This is a genomic window from Aeromicrobium sp. CF3.5 (assembly GCF_051262695.1).
In the GTDB taxonomy this organism is placed as follows: domain Bacteria; phylum Actinomycetota; class Actinomycetes; order Propionibacteriales; family Nocardioidaceae; genus Aeromicrobium.
On record NZ_JBIMEZ010000002.1, the window covers coordinates 197,373 to 217,743 of the forward strand.

Genomic DNA, 20,371 nt, shown 5'->3' on the forward strand with positions numbered 1-20,371 from the left:
GAACTCAATTATTCCGTAAAACGTGCGAATAGTTTCCTAATAACCGCTATTGACGCTAGAACCGAAGTGAGTCAGCCTGATGGTCACTGCTGTGTCGTGGCTCACACCGAACGAGTCACCGGCAGGAGGGAAGTGGAGCCCCATGCATCTCAATCGTGTCCCCGTCCACCGAGGGGTCCGACGTGTCGTCGCAACCCTGTCCTGCGGCCTCATCTTCGCCTCGGGGCTGATCTCGACTCCGGCATCCGCCGTCGAGGCACCTGCCCCGGGCGATGGACTGTCCGGTGAGTCGGTCGAGTCGCCGGACGGCTCGCTGGTCGCGACCGTCGGTCTGGTCGATGGACGCCTCACGTACGGGGTCGTCCGCGACGAGGACACCACCGTCGTGGCCCCCTCCGGACTCGGCATGACCTTGTCCGAGCCGTCGATCGACCTGACCAAGGACATGCGCATCGTCTCGGTGGACCGCAGCTCCACGGACGAGACCTGGACGCCCGCGTGGGGCACCGACTCCGAGGTGCGCAACCACTACGCCGAGGCCATCGTCCACGCGGTCCACGAACCGTCCGACACCGAGCTCGACGTGACGATCCGCGTGTTCGACGACGGCGTCGGCGTGCGCTACACGATTCCGCAGCAAGCCTCGTTGGGACAGTTCAACATCACCGACGAGTTCACCGGATTCGGCCTGCCGTCGGAGGCCACCGCCTACTACCTCAGGGCCGGCACAGACTCCAACGCCGATGAGCGGCACTACATCACCGCACCCATCAGCAGCGTCGACACGGCCCAGACCCCCATCACGCTCTCGTCGGGCTCGGACCTGTTCCTCAGCGTCCACGAGGCAGACCTGACCGACTATCCCAGCATGACGCTCAGCCGAGACGACAGTGCCGAAGGGCGCCTGGAGAGCCGGCTCACCGCACTGCCCGGTGGCCTCAAGGCCGTTCTGGACGTCACCGATGACGCCTTCTCGACTCCGTGGCGCACCGTCACGGTCGGCCGCGATGTCGGGGATCTCGCTGATTCGCACCTGGTCGCCAACCTGAACCCCGCCTGTGCGATCTGCGACGTGGATTCTGACGAGGACGGCGTCGACGACACGACCGACTGGATCACACCCGGGACGTACACCGGAGTCTGGTGGGAGCTGCAGCGCCGCGACACCACCTGGAACGCCGGCCCGAACCACGGCGCGACCACGCAGCGGGCGAAGGACTACATCGATCTGGCCGCAGAGGCCGGCGCGGGATCCGTGCTGGCCGAGGGATGGAACGTCAACGCCGGCGGGTCCTGGGCGAACCAGGACTTCTTGACCCCGATGGACGACTTCGACCTGCCTGAGGTGCTCGACTACGCCGATTCCAAGGGGGTCGGGTTCGTGGCGCACAACGAGACACGCGGCAACGTCGACTACTACGACGAGCATCTGGAAGAGATCTTCAGCCAGTACGAGGAGTGGGGCATCAACTCGATCAAGACCGGGTACGCCACCAAGTTCATCCTCGGAGGTGTGCAACGCAGCCACTTCGACCAGGAGGCCGTTCGACACTTCCGACGAGTCATCGAGACGGCCGCCAAGCACGACATCATGATCAACGCTCACGAGTCCATCAAACCGACCGGCCTGGACCGCACCTTCCCCAACATGATGACCGGCGAGGGAGTCGCGGGCATGGAGCAGCAGAACTACAAGGGCGCCAACGGCAACCCACCCGAGCAAGCCACGATCCTGCCGTTCACCCGCTGGATGGGAGGTGCCGCGGACTACACACCGGGCGTGGTCGACGTGACGTGGGACCCCGCCAACCTGCGGACCCGGGTCCAGACCACCACCGCGACTCAGCTGGCCCTCTACACCACGTTCTTCAGCCCGCTGCAGATGCTGGCCGACACCCCCGAGAACTACGCCGCCCATCCCACGGCCTTCGCCTATCTCAAGGACATGCCAGCGACCTGGGACGAGTCCGACGTGCTGGACGCGAAGATCGGTGACTACACCGTGACGGCCAGGCGAAGCGACGAGACGTGGTACCTCGGCGCGATCACCGACGAGAACGACCGGACCGTCGATGTCCCGCTGACGTTCCTCGACCCTGACACCACCTACGTGGCCGACGTCTTCGCCGATGCGGTCGATGCGACGTGGAAGGGCAATCCCACCGCGCTCAAGCGCACGCAGACGATCGTCGACTCGACCGACACCTTGAGCGCCTCGATGGTCGCCGCCGGCGGACAGGCGGCACGCTTGAGCCCCGCCACACCTGAACAGATCGCGTCCCTGCCCGAGTTCGCGCCGGCCTCATTGACGCTGCGTGACACACCGACGTCGTCCTACGACCCGCTGTCCCGCGACATCACCGTGACCGCTGACGTCGGCAACGAGGGTACCGGCGTCTCCTGGGCCTATCTGTACCTGGACGGGAAGCGCATCGACAGCACACGTACTCGGATGGACGGCACCAGCAACGCGTCGGTGACGATGACCCTTCCGGCTGCCTCGACTTCGTACGTGCCGAGCCACGACCTGGCCATCGGCGACGGGGCTTCGGCGCCCGGCGAGTCGATCGAGGTCCAGCTCCTGCCATTCCCCGACCAGGATCTGATCGATCTGGCCACCGATCTCATCGCCTCCGGCGATCTGGACCCGGAGGTCGGCCAGCGGATCGAGCGCCTGCTGCAAGGTGCGGTGGAAGAGGCAGCCGGCGGTGACCTGACAGCCGTCGAGCTGAAGATGCAGAGCGTGCGCCTCCAGCTGCTGTCCTCGAGCCCAGAGCTGGTGCGCGACGACGCCCTCGCCGAGCTCGATGCACAGGTCGAGCGGTGGCTGGGTGAGCCGATCGGCCTCATGAGGGCCCTCTCCTTCATCCGTGCAGCCGAGATCGCCGGGGATCTCGCACCGGAGACCGCGCGGGCCTGGCGCGAAGATGCGGCTGCGGCCGCACGAGCTGCGATCCGCGACGACGCGTCCGCGAAGATATCGGCACTGGCCGCCTTGCAGGCCAAGGTCACCAGCGCCGGCGATTCACCCGCCGTCTCCGAGCTCCGCTCGCTGGTCACGCGACTGCAGAACGGACCCGAGGTGTTGGAGTTGGAGTCCGGCACCCTGACGGGCGGCACCTCGGTGAGCAAGGAGCACGCCGGCTACACCGGGACCGGCTTCGTCAAGGCCTACACCGCGGCGGGCGCCTGCGTGCAGGTCGATCCCTCCGCCGCTGGATCGGGTCGATTCCTCGCCAGCGTCAGGTTCGCCAACGGCATGGTGATCGAGCCACTGGATCGACAGCTGACCATGTCGATCGGCTCTCAGGACAGCAAGATCTCCTTCCCCAACCAGGGCCAGGACTCCAATCGTTGGAAGCGTTGGGCTGACACCGAGGCGACGCGGTTCGCCGTCGCCTCGGGTGATCAGATCGGCCTGTGCTACCGGGGCGACGACAGCGGAAACGTCAACGCCGACTCGATCTCGCTCACGCCAGATCCAGGTGTCATCGTGCGCACCACACAGACCGAGCTTCCCACGGTCGTGACGACGGTCGACCCGGCCACGCCCACCGGCGAGCAGGGCTGGTGGACCAGCGCCGTCACCGTGACCGCCGAAGCCGGAGGCGCCGAGGGATCGCAGGCACAGCTGAGGATCGACGGCGGTGCGTGGGCCACGGTCGACGGCCCCATCAGCATCAGCACCGATGGCGAGCACGAGGTGTTCGCCCGGGCGGTCACTGACGACGAGACGTCGCCCACCGAGACCGTCAACCTCAAGATCGACACCACCACCCCGGTCTCCTCGGCCCAGGTCGACCCGACGGATCGAACCGTGACGGCGCGAGCCGCCGACGAGACGTCCGGACTGGCGTCCATCGAGGTGCGCCTGACGCCCGACGCGGACTTCACCACCTACGACGGGCCGATCGCCGTGGGAGACGACGAGACGACGCTGACGTTCCGCTCGGTCGACCGCGCCGGCAACGTCGAGGAGCCCTACGACCTGACGGTGCCGAGCATCGACGCGGACCTCCTGGAGACCACCACCAGCGCCACAGGACCTGCCGACGTGCCGTTCGGTTCCACGGTGCCGGTCCAGGTGCAGGTGACCTCCGCCGAGGGCGCGCCCTCGGGATGGGTCGAGGTCGTGGAGGGTGAGACCGTCCTGGGCCGAGCCGCGCTGGCCGACGGCCGGGCGTCGATCGACGTACCGGGCCTGTCCGTGGGGTCGCACGACCTGACGGTGCGCTACGGCGGCAACGAGTCCTTCGTCACCTCCAGCGACACGCTCCAGATCCAGGTGCGTCAGGCGGAGTCCGCGACGGAGCTGGAGCTGCCAGAACGCACCGTGGCCGGCGAGGACGTCGCGGCTCGCATCACCGTCGACGCCGGTGACGCGACAGCCGATGGCGCGGTCCAGATCCGGTCGGGGTCCACCGTCGTGGCCGAAGGGACACTCATCAACGGATCGGCCTCGGTGCTGCTGCCGGCGAGCGTCACGACCCGGCCCGGCCCCGTGGAGCTCCAGGCGGTCTACCCGGGATCGGAGAACGTCGCGGGTTCGAGCTCACCGTCGGTGACCCTCACCGTCGAGGCGGGGCCGATCGCAGCGCTGACGGTCGAGCCGTCCGCGACGAGCGTCGACCAGGGCGGGACTCTCGCGTTCACCACGTCCGGGGCCGACCGTCTCGGCAACCCGCTCGGCGACGTCACGTCCGACGTCACGCTGAGCTCCAGCGTCGAGACCGACGTCGTCGAGGGCAACCAGGTGAGGTTCCCCACGGCCAGCCCTCACACGATCACGGCCACTCACCCAGCCACGGGCGTGACCGGCACGGTCACCATCGAGGTCGTCCCGACCGGGTCGGACGACGAAGGCGACGGTCCCGGCGGTGGCAGCGGGTCTGACGGTGAGGGGTCTGGCACCGGATCCGGGCCCGACGAAACGGGTGACGCAGGTAGCTCAGGCGGGTTCTCGTTGCCCGACACCGGCGGCCCGACGTTGGCCGTGTTGGTCCTTGCAGCCGTGCTTCTCGGATCGGGCTTCGTGCTCGTTCGCCGGCGCCGCTCCTGAGAGCGTCAGCGCGCCGCACCGGCATCCCCCAGCGGGCAAGGACGCTCCTTGCCCGCTGGGCTTCGCTCAGCACTCAGAGAGCTGCCGGCACAAGGTCACCGACACCGGCAATCGGATCTGCTCGACCGCGCCGTCGCTCTCGTAGGTGACGATCACGCCGTCGGCGTGGGCCGATTCACCGGACTCGCGCTGGAGCCGTGCGATCAGCTGCTGGGACTGTGCACCTCCGCACCGGGTCGTGACGGTCCCGGGGTCGAACCCGGTCAGCCTCAACGCCCCGTCGACGCCGAACAGCTCGACGTCTCGGATCTGCACGTCAGCGGCGCTGGGGGCACAGACCTCGTCGAGGAAGACGTCGATCTCGTAGTAGTCCTCGGCGGCCTCGGCCATCAGCAAGGAGCGCTCACCGGTCGCAAGCTTGAACGGAGATATCACCTGGTCGGCCTGGCCCCGCTGCACCAGCACGGCAGCCACGGCAACGAGGACCAGGACCGCGACGATCACGGGGATGCGCCGACGCACGTCCTCGGGCGACACGGCTCACCGACCTCGGTGGCGCCACTCGATGGCGGGGCAGGTGTCCATGACCATCGGGACTCCTGCGGCGACGGTGCGCGCGAGGGCATCCTCGTCGATGACACCCAGCTGGAACCACACCCCCTTGGCGCCGACCTGGACCGCCTCGTCGGCGAATCGTCCCGCCTCGCTGGAGCGCCTGAACACGTCGACGACGTCGACCGGAAACGGGACGTCGGCCAGGGTCGCGTAGCCCTGCTCCCCCAGCACGATCGGAGCATCGGGGTGGATGGGCACGATGGTCTTGCCACGGGACTGCAGCATCGAGGCGATCGAGTACGCCGTGCGATGGGTGTTGTTGGACAGACCGACCACGGCCCAGGTCTGCAGATCGTCGAGCATCAGCGAGACGGACGCCGGCTCCTGCCACGCTCTACTCAACTTGACCACGACTCATCGGACCACGCTAGCGCGGAACTCTTCTGCCGACACTGTCGTTGACACAAGCATGAAGTGTCCCAATGACGATGCCACCCTCACCATGAGCGAGCGCTCCGGCGTCGAGATCGACTACTGCCCCGAGTGCCGCGGCGTGTGGCTCGACCGCGGCGAGCTCGACAAGATCCTCGACCGTGTCGCCTCCGAGGCCCCGCCTGCTGCAGCTGCTCCCACCCTGCAGGCCCCGCCGGAGCAGTACCGCGAGCCCCAGTACGAGCGGGACCAGTACCGAGATGAGCGGCAGCGCGATGATCGGTACCGGCAGTCCGACTCGCGCGGATACGACCAGAAGCCGTATCGCAAGAAGAAGAAGGAGCACTGGCTGATGGAGATGCTCGGCTGATCATCAGCGCCACTATGGAATAAGCCGAAAGGTGCCACTGGTTGTGACACACATGAGAATCTTGCTCACCGGGGGAACCGGATTCATTGGATCGGCCGTGCTCGAGCGCCTCGTCGAGGCGGGACATCAGGTGACGGCCGTGGTGCGTAGCCAGTCGTCGTCGCTGGCTGTGGAGAAGACCGGCGGCGTTGCGGTGATCGGCGATCTGTTCGACCCGGAGTGGGTCGCCAGCGAGCTCAGCACCCACGATGCCGGCATCCACACCGCCGCAGGTGGCGACGAGCAGGATCCGGCGCTCAACGATGCGGTCATCGCCGCCGCCATCGAGGCGTTCAGCGACACCGACAAACCGTTCGTGCACACCGGGGGCGTGTGGGTCTACGGTTCCAACCCGGCCATCTCCGAGGACAGCGAGCTGGCACCACCGGCCGTTGTCTCGTGGCGGCCCGAGAGCGAGCAGCGACTGCTCGAGTCTGACGTGCGCGCCAGCGTGATCCAGCCCGGCATCGTCTACGGCCACGGGCAGGGCATTCCCGCCATGGTGGCGGCCGGACCCGTTCCGGGCACCGGCGAGCAGCACTGGGCCACGGTGCACGTCGACGACCTCGCCGACCTGTACCTGCTGGCCCTGGACGTCCCCGGGGGACACGCCTACATCGCCGCCAGCGGATCCAACCCGACCGTGGCCGAGCTGGCTCAGGCCGCCGGCACCGATCAGGGGCCTGAGGGTGACGCTGCCACGCTCGAACGACTTGGTCCGTTCGGCGAGGCTCTCGTGCTCGACCAGCAGGTCAGCGGGGCCAAGGCCAAGGCACTCGGCTGGGAGCCTCAACGGCCCTCCCTCGTCGAGGAGCTCGCGGCCGGATACACCAGCTAGTCCTGAGGCGACATTCGGAGCCGCGAGCCGGTTTCCGGCCCTCCCGGCCAGATTCAGTGCGGCTTGACGCGGCGTTGGCGGAGGTCGACATGATCTGACGACGTGATCTGACGACGTGATCCGCGGGACCAGTATCGCAGGCACCTCAGACATTGGTTCTGGCTAGAGAAACTACCGGGATACTGGTAAATAACCCTTGCCATAGAACACCTGTTCGAGTACCATGGGGGCATGAATCCGGAGCCCACCATCGACGCGATGCGCCAGGCCGCGCACGCGCTACGTACCGGTGATGCCCGTGATCGTGCCCGGGCCATCCAGGTCGCAACCGATGCCCTCGACGCGGCCAAAGCCGTGGCGCTGTCCGAGCTGGAGATCAGCCGCGATCACGAGCTCGACGGAGCCTCGACGCTGAACACATGGGTCCGCAACGAGCTACGTCTGAACGCCGGCCAGGCCACCGCGCTGGTCCGTAACATCACCGCGCTCGATGAGCTGCCGTCGGTGGCTGAAGCAGCCGTGGCAGGTCGGATCAGCGCGGCGCACGTGCGGGTGTTCGTGTACGGCATCAAGCACGTCGGCCTGGCCAAGATGCGCGAGTTCGAGGACGTATTCGTCGCCGTTGCCTTGGAGAGTGACCCGGCCGATCTGTTCGAAGCCGTCAAGCACCTCAAGGACGTCGTGCATCCCGAGGATCTTGATGATGCGTGGGAGAGGGGCATGGACAAGGAGGACTTCCAGGTCAATGCCGTCCCTGATGGCTGGCACACCAACAGCTTCCTGGGCACCACCACCGGCGCGAAGTTGAAGAAGGTCATCGACTCGGTCTCCGCACCGCGCGACGCTGACGACACCCGCACCGGTGCGCAGCGCCGGGTGCAGGGCCTGGACGACCTGCTGTCCAGCATCTTGGCTGATGGGTTGCCGTCGGACAAGGGCGTCAAACCTCATATGTCGGTCTTCGTCGACGCCGAAACCCTCGAAGCGGCTGCTGAGCACGTCAAGCAGGCCACGGAGAACCCCGGCTTCGTCCCCGAGCCGATGCCGCCAGTCGAACCTGCACGGCTTGCGGGTCATGGTGCGATCGGGCCCAACCTGCTGATGTACTTCCTGTGCATCTCCGACTTCACCGCCTTCCTGATGAAGGAAGGCGACGGCGACCGACAGGCACAGGTCCTCAACGCCGGACGCGACCGGTACCAGCCCAACCAGCTGCAACGCCGATCCGTCATCGCACGCCAAGACGGCGTCTGCGCAGCACCGGGCTGCAAACACACCCACCTCGAGATCCACCACGTCATCTGGTGGTCCCTCGGCGGCCGCACCGACCTCGACCAGCTCGTCGGACTATGCACCCGCTGCCACCACCTCCTGCACCGAGGCCGACTCCACATCACCGGCAACGCCACCGACGGCTTCCGATTCACCAACAGAACCGGCCGACCACTGCGCCGACGACGAAGAACCCGCTTCACCCGAGCCGCCTGACCACCCCAGTCCGGCGGCGCACCGGCCTGCCGTGTGACCCTCCCCCTACCTGCGCCCACACCGCGGCGGCATACTGACAGCAGTTTTGTCCTCGTCGATGAGCAGCCCAAGGAAAGTGGTCACGTGCGCAATCCCCGAGCCTTCCTCCGTCCCCTCGCCGTCGGCGCGCCGACTCCCGTGGCGGACATCCCGTTCCGCCCCAGCCGGATGATCCACTTCTTCGACCCGAGCAATCCGAAGATGGCCGACAAGGTGCCCGACATCGCGCCCAAGGTCGACATCATCCTGGGCAACCTCGAGGACGCCATCAAGACGGAGAACAAGGAAGCCGCACGCCAGGGCCTGGTCGACATCGCGAAGAAGACCGACTTCGGACACACCCAGCTGTGGACCCGCATCAACAGCCTCGACTCACCGTGGGCACTCGACGACCTGATCACGCTGGTGACCGAGATCGGCGACAAGCTCGACGTCATCATGGTGCCCAAGGTCGAGGGCGCTCAGGACATCCACTACGTCGACCGCCTGCTCGCGCAGCTCGAGGCCCGCGCCGGTGTGCAGCGCCCGATCCTCGTGCACGCCATCCTCGAGACCGCCGAGGGCATGACCAACGTTGAGGACATCGCTGCGGCGAGCCCCCGCATGCAGGGCATCAGCCTCGGCCCGGCCGACCTCGCCGCCAGTCGCCGCATGAAGACGACAAGGGTTGGTGGAGGGCATCCGGGATATCTCGTTCGTGAAGATCCCACCGGTGAGGACCTCAGCACCGGGCGTTCGACCTACCAGCAGGACCTGTGGCACTACACGATCGCGCGCATGGTCGACGCCTGTGCCGGCAACGACATCCTGCCGTTCTACGGGCCGTTCGGAGACATCAAGGACACGGTCGCCTGTGAGGACCAGTTCCGCAACGCGTTCCTGCTCGGCTGCGTCGGCGCGTGGAGCCTGCACCCGGTGCAGATCGACATCGCCAAGAAGGTCTTTTCCCCCGAGCCGGCCGACGTCGCGCACGCCAAGGAGGTCGTCGAGGCCATGGGTGACGGCTCCGGCGCCGTCATGATCAACGGCAAGATGGAGGACGACGCCTCCTGCAAGCAGTGCCAGGTCATGCTCGACCTCGCCTCCGCCCTGGCCGAGCGCGACCCCGAGCTCGCCGCCGCCTACGACCTCTGACCGCTGACGAGTCACACAAGCCCACCGACGAGTCGCGGAGGATGGTCCGTGTGACTCCTCAGTGGGTCTGCGTGACTCCTCAGCGGAATCTCGAACCCCGATCACCCCAACAGGAAGTGCCCACGGATGCCCGACACCACTGCCCTTCGTCCTCGCCGTTCCGTGCTCTACATGCCCGGTGCCAACGTGCGGGCGCTCGAGAAGGCCAAGACGATCGACGCCGATGCCCTGATCCTCGACTTGGAGGACTCGGTCTCGCCGGACGCCAAGGAGACCGGTCGCGAAAACGTGTGCGCCGCTGTCCGGTCCGGGGAGTACGGCCATCGCGAGCTGGCCATCCGGGTGAACTCGATCGGGACGCAGTGGCACGATGACGATCTTGCGGCAGCTGCTGCCGTGGGCCCGGACGCCATCCTCGTGCCGAAGGTCGAGTCGGCCCAGCAGGTCCACGACCTCGTGGCCGCGATGGAGGCTGCGGGCGCACCGGCGACCACGGCCCTGTGGGCGATGATCGAGACACCGGTCGCCCTGCTGCACGCCGAGGAGATCGCCGCAGCCCACCAACGGCTCACCGTGATCGTGATGGGCACCAACGACATCGTCAACGAGACCTTCGGGCTCCACGTCCCCGGTCGCAACGCCGCAGTGCTGACCGCGCTGTCATGGACGCTGCTGGCCGTGCGCGCGGCCGGCAAGGTCGTCATCGACGGCGTCTACAACGCGGTGAAGGATCCCGAGGGCTTCGATGCCGAAGCACGGCAGGGTCGCGAGATGGGCTTCGACGGCAAGACCCTGATCCATCCCTCCCAGGTCGATCCGGCCAACGTCGCCTTCTCCCCCAGCGACGACGACATCGAGCGGGCCCGCGGCATGATCGCGGCCTTCGAGGAGGCGTCGCAGGCCAAGCAGGGCGTGGCGACCTTCAACGGCAAGATGATCGAGGAGCTGCACATCCGCGACGCCAACCGCATCCTCGTGTTCGCTGACGCCCTCGCCAACCGCTGAACAGCCCTAAGACTCTGAGAAGCCCCGAACTCTGCTACCTGTCACACCGTTCAATCGGTCAGAACGGTCGATCTGGTAGCAAAATTCGGGGCCCCGGGTCAGCGGATGTGCCGGGCGGCGTTGCGCGCCTGCAGATCTGCGCGCTGCAGCTCCTGCTCCTCGCGCCGCTGGCGCACAACCTCCACCAGCACGGCGCGGTCGGTTGCCGACAGCTCGTCCCAGGCGCGCTTGCGCTCGCTGTTCCTGGAGAGTTTGAACATGGTCCTCACCCCCTCTCGTCGGGATCCGTCGGTGGTGGTGGTCGGGTGGGTCGTCGATGCGGGCATGAGGTTCGGGGTCATGGCGCCTCCTTTCGTGCGTGGGTGGACAGAAAAAACCGCTTCGGATCAGTGATCCGAAGCGGCGCGTGAGCCGACGAGCAGGTGCTGCGTCAGGGTTGTGCGGCTGCGGAGGTGGACCCGGTATCGGTGGCGGCGTCAACGGCAAAGCCGGACGGCGTCTGGATGTTGATCGCGAACATGGGGTCTCACCTCCTGATGGTGTCGTGTTGTCTGGACCATAGCGGCTGCACGCCACAGGTGTCCACCAGCGCGCGAGTCAGCCGAAGTCGAGCTTCTCGTCGATCTCGGCGCGGGTCGACCCGCTGGCATAGAGCAGGTCAGCCGCGAGGGAACGAACCTGGGCGGCGATGGTGGCGTTGTTGATGGTCATCCGGGCCGTCAACGCGGTCGTGGCCAGACGCGCGGCCTCGACCAGCGCGTCGCGCGCCTCGTCGAAGTCATCACGCTCGGACAGGTCGTCAGCGAAGATCCGGAACGCCTTCGCCAGCGCACTGATGGCCTGCTCGAGGCCCGCAGGGACCGGTTCGCCCCGCCTCAGCAGGGTCGAGGACTTGCGGGCCAGCACCCGCGTGTCCCGCACGGCGTTGTCGAGATCGCGCACGGTCGCCACGTAGCTGCGGACGTGATCGCGTTGACGCCATCTCACCGGGGACATGCGCGCGATCTCCGTGGCGCTCGCTGCGGTCGACGTCATGACCTCGACCTGCGGCTGCATCTGTCGAGCCGTCGCGAGCTGGACGTCGGCCAGCTCGGGGTCGACGGTCCGCAGCGCCTGGGCGATGGAGCTGAGGATGTCGGCGAGCTGGTTCAGGATGCGTTGCACCTCGCGGTCGATGTCGCGCACCGGGTTGCGCGGGATCAGCAGGATCGCCGCGAGTCCGGCCACTCCCCCCAGCAGTGCGTCCAGGAACCGGGTGACAGCCGGGTTGCCGGCGCCTGCCACCGGCAGGACCGCGGCCAGCAGCACCGAGGAGCTCGCGGCCTGGGTCATCGCCAGACCCTTCAGACCCAGCAGTGTGCTGGCCACCACGGTCAGCACGACGATCAGCGCCATCTGCACCGGGCCGCGACCGATCCCGATCACCAGAAGCTCACCGACCAGGACCCCGATCGCCACACCCAGCACCAGCTCGAACAAGGTGCGACCGCGCAACCCCGCACCGGCGATCAGCACGAGGACGGCGGCGATGGGAGCAAAGAAGGCCTGCTGGTGGTGCAGCACCTCGGTCGCCACGAAGAAGGACCCCGATGTGGCCAGACTCAGGCGCAGCAGAGTGCGCCACCGACGTCGCAACAACCAGAGTCGGTCGGTCAGGGAGTCCGTGGGTCGACGCAGACGCAACCGGCGCAGGGGGACGTCGCGCGCCTCGTTCATGCCTACACCGGGCTGTTCACGAGGTCAGCGCAAGATCCTGCGCGTCACGACGGCACCCACGACGACCAGCACGACTCCGGCTGCCACGGGGACGACGACCTGGGTGCGTACGGCGCCGGTCTCGTCGACGAAGCGGCTCTTGACGCTGTCGATGCCGCGCTTCAACAGACTCTTGGGATGGACCGCCGCGATCAGCTCGTCGACAGATCCCGCCAGACGGTCACGGATCTCGTCGATCTCCCGGACCAGGTCGTCGGACTGATTCACGTCTCACCCTTCGTTGCCTGCGAGGACGCGCTCTGCCCTCGTGAGCAAGGATAGGGGTTATGACGGACCGACTGCAGCCCGGTGACCCGGCGCCCGACTTCACCCTGCTCGACGACAGCGAATCGGAGGTCACCCTGTCCGGCCTGGAGGGCAAGGTCATCGTGTACTTCTACCCGGCAGCCATGACGCCCGGCTGCTCCAAGCAGGCGTGCGACTTCAGCGAGTCCCTGGACCACCTGCAGACCCTCGGCTACACGGTGCTGGGCATCTCACCGGACCAGCCTGCAAAGCTCGCTGCCTTCCGTGAGCGCGACGCCCTGACCATCACGCTGCTGTCCGACCCGGACAGGTCCACCATGGTGGCCTGGGCCACGTTTGGCGAGAAGAAGCTCTACGGCAAGGTCGTCGAGGGTGTCATCCGCTCGACGTTCGTGGTCGAGAACGGCACGATCACGCACGCCGCCTACAACGTCAAGGCAACGGGCCACGTCGCGAAGCTGCGCCGGGATCTTGGCATCGACGCCTGATCCGTTCCCACTGGCAGCGCTTCAGCAGAACGCCTCGGCTGGCTCCCAGACGTGCTGGGCAAGCAGTCCGGACTCAACGGGCGCGCCATGCTGGGAGCGCATGTCCGAGGTGGCCGGACCATCCAGAAGCTGGGAATCGACACCTCCCACTTCCGCCGACATGCGCCGGGAGCTCGTCGGATCCGACCGACGGCCGAACAGATCTTGGTCCGACGAACGGGCAACGGCCCCAGACAAAAGCCATCGCTGCTCAAACGCGCACGTCGTGAGTCAGGCGTGTCCCACGTCTGCGTGATGTGCGGCAACGATGGCACGTGGATGGGCGCGCCGCTGACTCTCGAGATCGATCACATCGATGGTGACTTCCAGAACAACCAGATCATGAATCTGCGCTTCCTCTGCCCGAATTGTCATCGCCTCACACCGAACTTCGCCGGCCGAGGACGCGGTCGCTTCACAGGGACCTGACTTCCCCCGCGCACGTCCCCGGCACCTAGGATGGTCATCGTGGGCCGGTGTGGTGGAACTGGTAGACACGCGGCACTTAGGATGCCGTGTCTTCGGACGTGCAGGTTCGAGTCCTGTCATCGGCACCTCCACCCCGTCACGGGCAGAGCTTGGGCAGGCCCTTGCTGATCGCGCCGGTGAGGATCTTGCCGACGACCGTGGCCATTCCGGGGACCGGGGCGTTGAATCCGATCGTGTAGTCCAGTCGGGTTCCGCCGTCGTCGGTCGGCGTCAGCACCTGCTTGCCCCAGTGGTCCTTCAGCGGGCTGCCCTGCGTGATCTCGTACTCGATCAACGTGTGCGGCTCGGCCACCGTGGTGGTCTCCTGGAACGCGGGCAACGGGCCGATCTTGAGCTGACGGGTCGAGCCCACCCCGTTGCGCGACGTCGTACCGTCGTTGACTCGGGTGATCTTGGCTCCGAAGACGGGACCGAGATTCTCGTGCTCGGCGAGCTTGTCGAAGACGATTGCCGGGCCGGAGATGAACGTGTGCGTCACGTGGACGCGCTGAGGGGCTGCCATGGTCGATGAGTCTAGATGTATCCGGCCGGGGCGCGGCGGCTGCGTGGAGTTCGGCGCGACGATCACACAGTGCCTAGGCTCAGAGCATGAGTGACACCGAGGGCGGCCCAGACGACGGCAACACAGATCAGGGCAACACAGACAAGGACAACGCAGACAGGGACAACCCAGACAGCGGCAGCGCAAGCACCGGCGGGCAGGTGTCCGAGGTCCAGAGCATGGACGCGCAGGACGCCAACACACCGATCAGCGACAGCCAGGGTGTGGCCGGTCAGCCGGACGCCGAGTCCGGCGACGTGCAGGAGGGCCCGGCCGGCCCGAACGCGAAGATCGACCGGGCGCACCAGCAGGAGGATCTGGACCGGTAGGAGTCAGCTGACGTCCCGGCCCTAAGGTGGCTGGCCATGGAGCGGGAGTCTGTGCACGTCGGCGCAGGCATCGTCGCCGCGCTGGTCGGCTACACCAGCTCCTTCGCCGTGGTCCTGACCGGGCTGCGAGCCGTGGGGGCGACTCCTGACCAGGCGTCGTCTGGCCTGCTCGTGATGTGCGTCGCCCAGACCGTGGGCATCGTGTGGCTGGCGAGGCGCTATCGCCGCCCGCTGGTGCTGGTCTGGTCCACCCCGGGCGCAGCGCTGCTCGCGAGCACTGGTGCGATCGACGGTGGGTGGCCGGCTGCTGTGGGCGCTTTCGTGCTCGCCGGCCTGCTCTATCTGCTGACCGGCCTGTGGCCGTGGCTCGGCCGACTCATCGGCCAGATCCCCGCGCCGATCGCGCAGGGCATGCTCGCCGGGGTGGTCGTCGAGCTGTGTCTGGCCCCCGTGTCCGCCGTGATCGACCAGCCGGTCGCGGTCATCCCGATCGTGCTGGCCTGGCTGGTGGGCTTGCGGTTTTTCGCGCGCTGGGCCGTGCCCGGCGCCTTCCTCGTGGCGGGGATCGTCATCGGCATCGACCTGCTGCGACGGGGCGAGTCGATTCCCGCGGCCTCGCTCGTGCCCCAGCTCGATCTGACCACGCCCGCCTTCACCTGGGCGGCCGTCGTCGGCATCGCGCTGCCGTTGTACGTCGTCACGATGGCCTCGCAGAACGTGCCCGGCGTCGCGATCATGCGGTCCTACGACGTCGAGGTGCCGTGGCGGGCCTCGATGCTGACCGCTGGACTCAGCACGACTGCGGGAGCGGTCGCTGGTGGGCACTCGATCAACCTGGCCGCGATCAGCGCGGCCCTCGTGGCCGGCCCCGACGGCGGCCCGGACCCGCAGGAGCGCTGGCGCACCGCCCAGTGGGCCGGCGTCACCTATCTCGTGCTGGGTCTGGCATCGGCGGCCATCGCCGCGCTCGTGGCGGTGGCTCCGGTCGGGGTCATCGCGACCGTGGCCGGCCTCGCCCTGCTGGGCACCCTCGCCGCCGCGCTGAGGGCGGCCGTCGACTCGACCAGCGGCCGCGAGGCCGCCGTCGTGACCTTCCTCGTCGCGGCCTCCGGCATCACCGTCGCCGGCATCGGTGCGGCGTTCTGGGCCATCCTCGTCGGGCTGGCCGTCCACTTCTTCCTACGCCAGAGGTCGCCCTGATGTTTCGCATCCTGTTCCACGAACCGCGCATCGCGGGCAACACCGGTGCGGCGATCCGGCTGGCCGCCGTCACTGGCGCCGAACTTCACCTCGTCGAGCCACTCGGATTCGACCTGGCCGAGTCCAAGCTGCGGCGCGCGGGTCTGGACTATCACGACCTGGCCGTCATGACAGTGCACCCGGACCTCGATGCAGCACTGCTCGCGCTCGACGCCCCGCACGTGTACGCCTTCACGGCGCACGCCGACACGATCTACACCGACGTCGCCTACACGCCCGGTGACGTGCTGATGTTCGGCGCAGAACCGACCGGACTCCCCCAGGACGTGCTCGACGACGCGCGCATCACCGAGCGTCTGCGGCTGCCCATGCTGCCGGGGCGGCGCTCCATGAATCTGGCCAACTCGGCCTCCGTGGCGGTCTACGAGGCCTGGCGGCAGCACGGTTTCGCCACCTGAGTCGGGCACGATCAACGGCCGGCACCTACAGTGGCGCCGACGAGGGGAGAGCGATGCGCAGGTCGTGGAGGTTGCGCCGTACCGCGGTCGCGACGGCAGTTGCTGCGCTCGCCATCACGACGGCGCCGTTCCTCATCTGGCAGGGCGCGGACGGTGGTCCCACGTTCGAGACACGTGCTGCCTCGGACATCGTCGTGGTCGGCGACTCGATCACCGCCCGGTACGACGATGTCGCCGGCAGCCCGAACCAGGGATGGTGGAGCTTCGTCGGACGCCACGCCCGGGCGCGCGTCGACACCTACGCGCAGTCCGGTTCGGGCTATCTGCGACCTGGCGCCCGCTGCCGTGGCACCACGTTCGCCGAGCGGACGGCCGCACTCGACCGTCCAGCCCCGGCGATGTTCATCATCGAGGGTGGGCGCAACGACTTCGCCGGATGTCGTGACGGCCGCGTGACCCCCGCCTCCAACGCCGAGATCGTGACAGCGGTCCGGGGGTACCTGCAGCTCGTGGACGACTCCCTGCCGCCGTCGACCCGGGTGATCGTGATGGGGCCGCCCTGGGGGCCGCTGCAACCGGTCGAACGTGTCCTGGTGACCAGCATCGTCCGCCAGGGCGCAGACCGGCACGGCTTCGAGTTCATCGACACCACCGGCACCCTGCCGGCCGAGAACGTCCTCGACGGGGTCCATCCCAATCGCGCCGGCAACCTCGCCATCGCCCGGCGCGTCATCGCGGCCCTGGGGTAGCGGGACGCGACGTCCCCGAGGCCCGACTGCGGGTGACTCAGGTCAGGGCGGCGACGATCGCGGGGGCGATCGCGGTCAGGGCACGCCCACGGTGGCTGATGGCGTCCTTGTCGACCGGCGACAGCTCGGCCGTCGAGACGTCGTACCCGCTCGCGGCGAACAACGGGTCGTACCCGAAGCCGCCAGCACCGTGCTCCTCGGTCAGGATCCGGCCGGGCATCTCGCCGCGCGCGGTCGTCTCCGCGCCCCCGGGGACGCACAGGGCGACGACGGCCACGAACTGGGCCGACCGTCGTTCGGCTGGGACGTCACCGACCTGGCTCAGCAGCAGCGCGTTGTTGGCGTGGTCCCCACCCTCGGCGCGCGGCACGCCTGACCACCGGGCCGACAGCACCCCCGGCATGCCGTTGAGGGCATCCACACACAAGCCTGAGTCGTCGGCCAGGGACGGCAGGCCGGTGGCCGCCAAGGCAGCTCGGGCCTTGATCAGCGCATTGCCCTCGAACGTGGCCTCGGTCTCGGCGGGTTCGGGATACGCCGCCACGTCGGCGAGCCCCAGCACCTCGACGCCGGGCACCAGCGGTTCGAGGATGCGGCGCAGCTCGGCCAGCTTCTTGGCGTTGTTGGACGCCAGGACGACCTGGGTCATGCGATCACCTCAGCGCGCGAGCGCGTCGGCCTGCAGGCGGGTCAGCTCCGCGCATCCGCCGCCGGCCAGCTCGAGCAACGCATCCAGCTCGGTCTTGTCGAAGGGCGCACCCTCGGCCGTCCCCTGCACCTCGACGAACTTGCCCGAGCCGGTCATGACGACGTTCATGTCGGTCTCGGCACGGACGTCCTCGACGTACGGCAGGTCCAGCAGCGGCGTGCCGTCGATGATGCCGACGCTGATCGCTGCGACCGACTCGACCAGCGGCTCGCCGGCCAGCGCGCCGGCCGAGCGCAGGTGCTCGACCGCGTCGGCCAGGGCGACGTAGGCACCGGTGATGGCCGCGGTGCGGGTTCCGCCGTCGGCCTGCAGGACGTCGCAGTCGATCGTGATGGTGTTCTCTCCCAGCGCCTCGTAGTCGATGGCCATGCGCAGGGAGCGCCCCACCAGGCGTGAGATCTCGTGGGTGCGGCCACCGATGCGGCCCTTGACCGATTCACGGGCGGAGCGGTCGTGGGTGGCCTGCGGCAGCATGGCGTACTCGGCGGTGACCCACCCCAGGCCCGATCCCTTGCGCCAGCGCGGCACGCCCTCGGACGCGCTCGCGGCGCACAGCACCTTGGTGCGACCGAACTCGATCAGGCACGACCCCTGAGCGTGGTCGAGCCAGTTGCGAGTGATCGTGACGGGACGGAGCTGATCGGCCGAGCGGCCATCTTCGCGAGACATACAGCGAGCCTATCGGCCGGCTCGCTGGCCCCGGCACCTCCACCCGCGCGGACGCGCTGCAGTTCAGATCTCGTAGGTCGCGCCCGGCCGCACGAGCTCGAACGGGCCGTCCCAGGACGAGGATCGAACATCGGAGGCGACCTCGTCGCGATCCGTCCAGGCCGGCACGTGGGTCACCAGGAGACGCTTCACGCCCGCCTGGTGCGCGTGCTGGCCGGCCTCGGCGCCGGTGAGGTGGATGCCCGGCGGGTTGACCGCCGACTCCACGAACGAGGCCTCGCACAGGAACAGGTCCGCGCCGGCCGCCAGCTCCTCGAGCACTCCCGTGGCCGAGGTGTCGCCGGAGTAGGCCACGACGCCGTCGCTGCACTCGACCCGCATGCCGTACGCCGGGACCGGGTGCACGACCCGGCGGCCGGTGATGGTGAACGGGCCGAGCTGCACGGCCTCGCCGTCGACCCAGTCGTGGAAGTCGAACGTCCCGCCCATGCCGGCCGCGTCCTCGCGCCCGTAGGTGTCGGTCAGGAACCGGTCCGTTCCGCTCGGCGACAGCACGGGGATCGGGTTGAAGGCGCCCTGAGGGTGGTACTTGGCCACCACGAAGAGTCCTGACATGTCAAAGCAGTGGTCGGCATGCAGGTGCGACAGCGCGATCGCGTCGATGTCGCGCGGTGACACGTAGCGCTGCAACGCCCCGAAGGATCCGCTGCCCAGGTCGAGCACCAGGCGGTAGGTCCGGCCCTCGAACGGGGCCTCGAGCAGATAGCAGCTGGCCGCCGAGTCCGGCCCGGGGAACGATCCCGCGCAACCGATGATGGTCAGTTTCATGACGCCACTCCCACCCACGAGAACTGTTGGACCCGATCGACCTCGGGTCCCAGGAAGCGCTGACCCAGCTCGCGGAACTCCTCGGGGCCACCGGTCGTGAGGAATCGGTGCTCCGGCGCGGGAAGCGCCGGGTCGCGCTCCAACCCACTGTCGGTCAGCAACCGGTAGACGTCCTTGGCGGTCTCCTCGGCGCTGGAGACCAGGGTGACGCCATCGCCCATGACCGAGGCGATGACGCCGGTCAGCAGCGGGTAGTGGGTGCAGCCGAGCACCAAGGTGTCGATCTGCGCATCGGCCAGCGGCCGCAGGTACTCCTCGGCGGCACTCATCAGGTCGGGTCCGCTCGTGACGCCCTGCTCCACGAAATCGACGAAGCGCGGGCACGCCCGCGTGACCAGGGTGATGCCGGGGTTGGCCGCGAAGGCGTCGTCGTAGGCGCCCGAGGTGGCGGTCGCCTCCGTGCAGATGACACCGATCTGACCACTGTGGCTTGCGCCCACGGCGCGCCGGGTGGCCGGCACGATCACTTCCACGACCGGGACGTCGTAGCGCTCGCGGGCATCGCGCAGCACGGCCGCACTGGCGGAGTTGCAGGCGATCACCAGAGCCTTGACGCCCTGGTCGACGAGATGGTCGAGGCACTCCAGGGCGTACTCCCGCACCTCGGAGATGGGCTTGGGACCGTAGGGCTGGCGCGCGGTGTCCCCGAGGTAGAGCACCGGCTCGTGCGGCAGCTGGTCCAGGACGGCGCGCACCACGGTCAGGCCGCCGAAGCCTGAGTCGAAGATGCCGATCGGTCCATTGCCCACACCGGGAGCCTACGGGTTGACCCGGTCGTTCGACCACGCGAGCCGCCCCCGGGGGTGGTCAGAAACGTCCCGGGCGGACTGC

Annotated in this window: 22 protein-coding genes and 1 tRNA gene; 13 read left to right on the forward strand and 10 right to left on the reverse strand. The window is 68.1% G+C overall.

Translation table 11 applies throughout. From position 1 onward, the window contains the following. Positions 1-142: 142 nt before the first annotated feature. The gene (locus ACHAA3_RS04510; RefSeq protein ID WP_435707750.1) at positions 143-5,059 is read left to right on the forward strand and encodes a glycoside hydrolase family 97 catalytic domain-containing protein; all 4,917 of its coding nucleotides are present in this window, start codon (positions 143-145) and stop codon (positions 5,057-5,059) included. A gap of 66 nt (positions 5,060-5,125) precedes the next feature. Here the strand turns inward: ACHAA3_RS04510 and ACHAA3_RS04515 are convergent, their stop codons facing one another. Together ACHAA3_RS04515 and ACHAA3_RS04520 are read right to left on the reverse strand one after the other, a co-directional pair. Continuing rightward, the gene (locus ACHAA3_RS04515) at positions 5,126-5,596 is read right to left on the reverse strand and encodes a hypothetical protein (RefSeq protein WP_435707751.1); all 471 of its coding nucleotides are present in this window, start codon (positions 5,594-5,596) and stop codon (positions 5,126-5,128) included. 3 nt (positions 5,597-5,599) lie between these two features. Further along, positions 5,600-6,025, reverse strand: coding sequence for a CoA-binding protein (locus ACHAA3_RS04520; protein WP_435707752.1), 426 nt, complete (start codon positions 6,023-6,025; stop codon positions 5,600-5,602). 58 nt (positions 6,026-6,083) lie between these two features. Between ACHAA3_RS04520 and ACHAA3_RS04525 the strand changes: the two genes are divergently transcribed. The 5 genes from ACHAA3_RS04525 to ACHAA3_RS04545 all read left to right on the forward strand — a co-directional run bounded on the left by ACHAA3_RS04525 (position 6,084) and on the right by ACHAA3_RS04545 (position 10,959). Then, a complete protein-coding gene (locus ACHAA3_RS04525) occupies positions 6,084-6,416 on the forward strand; it encodes a zf-TFIIB domain-containing protein (protein ID WP_435707753.1) in 333 nt (110 codons plus the stop codon). A gap of 52 nt (positions 6,417-6,468) precedes the next feature. Beyond that, positions 6,469-7,293, forward strand: a complete 825-nt coding sequence (locus ACHAA3_RS04530; RefSeq protein WP_435707754.1) for an NAD-dependent epimerase/dehydratase family protein — start codon at positions 6,469-6,471, stop codon at positions 7,291-7,293. 231 nt (positions 7,294-7,524) lie between these two features. Continuing rightward, on the forward strand, positions 7,525-8,781 hold the full coding sequence (locus ACHAA3_RS04535; RefSeq protein WP_435707755.1) for a DUF222 domain-containing protein: 1,257 nt from the start codon (positions 7,525-7,527) through the stop codon (positions 8,779-8,781). Positions 8,782-8,904: 123 nt separating this feature from the next. Next, the gene (locus tag ACHAA3_RS04540) at positions 8,905-9,954 is read left to right on the forward strand and encodes an HpcH/HpaI aldolase/citrate lyase family protein (protein ID WP_435707756.1); all 1,050 of its coding nucleotides are present in this window, start codon (positions 8,905-8,907) and stop codon (positions 9,952-9,954) included. Positions 9,955-10,080: 126 nt separating this feature from the next. Then, a complete protein-coding gene (locus tag ACHAA3_RS04545; protein WP_435707757.1) occupies positions 10,081-10,959 on the forward strand; it encodes an HpcH/HpaI aldolase/citrate lyase family protein in 879 nt (292 codons plus the stop codon). Positions 10,960-11,057: 98 nt separating this feature from the next. Here the strand turns inward: ACHAA3_RS04545 and ACHAA3_RS04550 are convergent, their stop codons facing one another. The 3 genes from ACHAA3_RS04550 to ACHAA3_RS04560 form a co-directional block, all read right to left on the reverse strand. Beyond that, the gene (locus ACHAA3_RS04550; RefSeq protein WP_435707758.1) at positions 11,058-11,300 is read right to left on the reverse strand and encodes a hypothetical protein; all 243 of its coding nucleotides are present in this window, start codon (positions 11,298-11,300) and stop codon (positions 11,058-11,060) included. 256 nt (positions 11,301-11,556) lie between these two features. Then, the gene (locus ACHAA3_RS04555) at positions 11,557-12,675 is read right to left on the reverse strand and encodes an FUSC family protein (RefSeq protein ID WP_435707759.1); all 1,119 of its coding nucleotides are present in this window, start codon (positions 12,673-12,675) and stop codon (positions 11,557-11,559) included. Positions 12,676-12,699: 24 nt separating this feature from the next. Further along, positions 12,700-12,942, reverse strand: coding sequence for a DUF3618 domain-containing protein (locus ACHAA3_RS04560; RefSeq protein ID WP_435707760.1), 243 nt, complete (start codon positions 12,940-12,942; stop codon positions 12,700-12,702). A gap of 59 nt (positions 12,943-13,001) precedes the next feature. On the opposite strand from ACHAA3_RS04560, the gene ACHAA3_RS04565 reads away from it, so the two are divergent. The 3 genes from ACHAA3_RS04565 to ACHAA3_RS04575 all read left to right on the forward strand — a co-directional run bounded on the left by ACHAA3_RS04565 (position 13,002) and on the right by ACHAA3_RS04575 (position 14,062). Next, complete coding sequence (locus ACHAA3_RS04565; RefSeq protein ID WP_435707761.1) at positions 13,002-13,469, forward strand: peroxiredoxin; 468 nt, start codon at positions 13,002-13,004, stop codon at positions 13,467-13,469. 294 nt (positions 13,470-13,763) lie between these two features. Then, positions 13,764-13,937, forward strand: a complete 174-nt coding sequence (locus ACHAA3_RS04570) for an HNH endonuclease signature motif containing protein (RefSeq protein WP_435708211.1) — start codon at positions 13,764-13,766, stop codon at positions 13,935-13,937. Positions 13,938-13,980: 43 nt separating this feature from the next. Next, positions 13,981-14,062, forward strand: a tRNA-Leu gene (locus ACHAA3_RS04575). 11 nt (positions 14,063-14,073) lie between these two features. Here the strand turns inward: ACHAA3_RS04575 and ACHAA3_RS04580 are convergent. After that, a complete protein-coding gene (locus ACHAA3_RS04580; protein ID WP_435707762.1) occupies positions 14,074-14,499 on the reverse strand; it encodes an SRPBCC family protein in 426 nt (141 codons plus the stop codon). A gap of 86 nt (positions 14,500-14,585) precedes the next feature. Here ACHAA3_RS04580 and ACHAA3_RS04585 point away from each other — a divergent pair, with 86 nt between their 5' ends. The 4 genes from ACHAA3_RS04585 to ACHAA3_RS04600 are packed head-to-tail and all read left to right on the forward strand — an operon-like array spanning position 14,586 to position 17,274. Further along, positions 14,586-14,867, forward strand: coding sequence for a hypothetical protein (locus tag ACHAA3_RS04585; RefSeq protein WP_435707763.1), 282 nt, complete (start codon positions 14,586-14,588; stop codon positions 14,865-14,867). A gap of 36 nt (positions 14,868-14,903) precedes the next feature. Continuing rightward, positions 14,904-16,067, forward strand: coding sequence for a benzoate/H(+) symporter BenE family transporter (locus tag ACHAA3_RS04590; protein WP_435707764.1), 1,164 nt, complete (start codon positions 14,904-14,906; stop codon positions 16,065-16,067). Next, on the forward strand, positions 16,067-16,525 hold the full coding sequence (locus ACHAA3_RS04595; RefSeq protein WP_435707765.1) for a tRNA (cytidine(34)-2'-O)-methyltransferase: 459 nt from the start codon (positions 16,067-16,069) through the stop codon (positions 16,523-16,525). The genes ACHAA3_RS04590 and ACHAA3_RS04595 overlap by 1 nt, the downstream gene beginning before the upstream one ends. Before the next feature lie 53 nt (positions 16,526-16,578). Continuing rightward, positions 16,579-17,274 carry an SGNH/GDSL hydrolase family protein gene (locus ACHAA3_RS04600; protein WP_435707766.1) on the forward strand — a complete coding sequence of 232 codons (696 nt, stop codon included), beginning with the start codon at positions 16,579-16,581 and terminating at the stop codon, positions 17,272-17,274. Between the two features lie 37 nt (positions 17,275-17,311). On the opposite strand, the gene rdgB is transcribed toward ACHAA3_RS04600, so the two are convergent. The 4 genes from rdgB to murI form a co-directional block, all read right to left on the reverse strand. After that, complete coding sequence (rdgB, locus tag ACHAA3_RS04605; protein WP_435707767.1) at positions 17,312-17,923, reverse strand: RdgB/HAM1 family non-canonical purine NTP pyrophosphatase; 612 nt, start codon at positions 17,921-17,923, stop codon at positions 17,312-17,314. Between the two features lie 9 nt (positions 17,924-17,932). Continuing rightward, complete coding sequence (rph, locus tag ACHAA3_RS04610; RefSeq protein ID WP_435707768.1) at positions 17,933-18,652, reverse strand: ribonuclease PH; 720 nt, start codon at positions 18,650-18,652, stop codon at positions 17,933-17,935. A gap of 63 nt (positions 18,653-18,715) precedes the next feature. Continuing rightward, positions 18,716-19,480, reverse strand: coding sequence for an MBL fold metallo-hydrolase (locus ACHAA3_RS04615; protein WP_435707769.1), 765 nt, complete (start codon positions 19,478-19,480; stop codon positions 18,716-18,718). After that, positions 19,477-20,289: a glutamate racemase gene (gene murI, locus ACHAA3_RS04620; protein ID WP_435707770.1), complete on the reverse strand. Its 813-nt coding sequence runs from the start codon at positions 20,287-20,289 to the stop codon at positions 19,477-19,479. The genes ACHAA3_RS04615 and murI overlap by 4 nt, the downstream gene beginning before the upstream one ends. Positions 20,290-20,371 lie beyond the last annotated feature (82 nt).